This window comes from Paracoccus haeundaensis (genome assembly GCF_006239215.1).
GTDB classification, from domain to species: domain Bacteria; phylum Pseudomonadota; class Alphaproteobacteria; order Rhodobacterales; family Rhodobacteraceae; genus Paracoccus; species Paracoccus marcusii.
The window spans coordinates 1-1,975 of sequence record NZ_VDDC01000090.1 but is presented as its reverse complement, the minus strand read 5'-3'; the positions used below and the strand labels follow the sequence as shown (position 1 = coordinate 1,975).

The following is a 1,975-nucleotide window of genomic DNA, read 5'->3' as shown; positions in this document are numbered from 1 at the left end:
GGTAGGGGCATAGGCTCGGGGCGCAGGCCGGCTCATGCCGGCCAAGCCTAGAGCGCGGTCCCGGACAAAGGACGGGATGCGACATGATCCCGGTTAGCTATGGGTTGACCTCCATGGGGATCTGGACACCCAGCTTGAGCGCTAAAGCCTCCAGTCCTTCTATGGACGCGTTGTAAGCCGTGCCAGATTTAGGAAAGTCAGTTCGCATCCTTCTGTAGAAAGCCAGTTGAACCGTCAGTTCTTCAATAGGATAGGTGCCCGCCCAATGGGTTCCAGACATTGTGAAAGTGGATTCGGTGTGCGTGATCTTCATCCGTCGATTTTGCCTGATACTGGCGGCAAGAGACAAGTTCGGATGAAAATCGAAAAGCTGAAACCAGACGCAACCGCCTGCCCGGTTGCCCACAGGCTGACGCTCGATCCCTGTGGTCTCGCTTACAGCCTGCTCCGGCCCGCTGCGTCCACTCCCAAGGTCGTTCCCTTGCGGGCTGGACAACCGGGCTCTGTTCGGAACCTCGACCTTATAAAAAAGCACAAGGCGCGGCATTGCCGCGCCTTTCTGTTCTTAGCCGGAACCGGCCTCCTGCGCGGATAGCGCCAGACCAAGCCGACCAGGGTATCTTTGCCCTGGTCGACTTGGTCACCTGAGCTGCGTTTGCCTTCGGTCAGGATGGGCTTTTCTTAGTGGTGCCAAAAGTCCCGCGAATATTTACGCCCTTGGATTGTGATGCGGTTCTCTTGGTCAATTGGAATCAAGTCGCGCGTCTGAGGCTGGCCGTTGGCGTCTATGGCATAAACGCTGCAGGTCAGGTTATCGTTGGAAAACCATGGCACCTGAAAACACCAGTTGCCTCGTCCACTCTCCCGGCTCTGAAAGTAGCCGTTCCAGTTGCGACACTCCCAGTTTCCGGCCCACCACGTTGCGCCGTGTTCGCTTTTGTTGATCGTATCGGGAAAAAGATCATCCATCATTGCACCGTTGTCCCATTGGAAAGGTGGCAGGGCCTTGCGGCCCTGCCTGCGGCATTCATCCAGCTTTGATTTCAGCCATCCGTTCGGTCAGCATCCAAAGGGCTCGGTTCAAGGAACGGTTCTGGTCGATCCCGGCAACCTCACGGGTACTCCGGCGAACGGTGCGCCCGTTGGCATCACGAACGCGGCCTGTAAGTCCGCCTTTGATCGTATTTTCCTGCACAACGTTGAAAGCCGTCCAAAGATCGGTGGCACGATCCGCAGAACGGCGGGGGCGCAAAAGGGCGTCAGCCTGAATGGCCGCGGGCTTGGCTTCGTCGGCAGTAGGAAAACGCAGCGTGTGGGCGGCTTCTGCCAGTGCCTCGCGCTCAATGTCCCGCAGGGCAATGGATTTCCAACGCGAAACCTGATCCACCACCACGGGGGCATCCTCTAGGACGCTGTAAGCGCCTTCGATAACTTCCCCGATGGCATTGCCGGAATGACGAACCCTCACCTCATTGAACGTCTCGCCAGTCATCAAGCCGTTTTCGCAAACGAACCGGAAAAACCCCGGCATCATGTGATAGGCACTTGTCCCGTCATTGGCATTGACCAGCACAATCTCAAAAGCATCGCCTTCGGTATTGGTCAAGGACCGGTGGCGCAGGCGCAGCATGTGCTTGGTGTATTCCGCTTTGCCTTCAATCCGGGTGCGTGCCTGAACGGCGCTGAACGGTTCAAACCCTTCGGCGCGCAAGCCGTCAAGAACCGTGATGGTAGGGACCGGCGCGAAGCGGGCGCTGCGGCTTTCGTGGGCGTCGGTCGCAAAAATCGACGGGACGGCTGCGCGAAGCTGCTCATCGCTAAGGGCCTCACCCCGGCCCGTGATGCGATTGCCTGCGCTCATGCCGCGCATAAAACGGGAAAAATTGTGAATGGTCATAGTCGTTTCCTTTTCGTGGCGATGGCGTGGGGGCTTGGTGCCTCCTTCCGCCGATGGGCTGCGCCTCGTCGGTCTGGT

Annotated in this window: 3 protein-coding genes; all 3 read right to left on the bottom strand. The window is 58.3% G+C overall.

Features of this window, described 5'->3' with window-relative positions; translation table 11 throughout:
- Positions 1 to 97 precede the first annotated feature (97 nt).
- Complete coding sequence (locus FHD67_RS21015; RefSeq protein ID WP_240542608.1) at positions 98 to 547, bottom strand: hypothetical protein; 450 nt, start codon at positions 545 to 547, stop codon at positions 98 to 100.
- Positions 548 to 681: 134 nt separating this feature from the next.
- Positions 682 to 972: a hypothetical protein gene (locus tag FHD67_RS20055; protein ID WP_127899883.1), complete on the bottom strand. Its 291-nt coding sequence runs from the start codon at positions 970 to 972 to the stop codon at positions 682 to 684.
- A 55-nt stretch (positions 973 to 1,027) separates the two neighbouring features.
- A complete protein-coding gene (locus tag FHD67_RS20050) occupies positions 1,028 to 1,897 on the bottom strand; it encodes a DUF932 domain-containing protein (protein WP_127899884.1) in 870 nt (289 codons plus the stop codon).
- Positions 1,898 to 1,975: the final 78 nt, after the last annotated feature.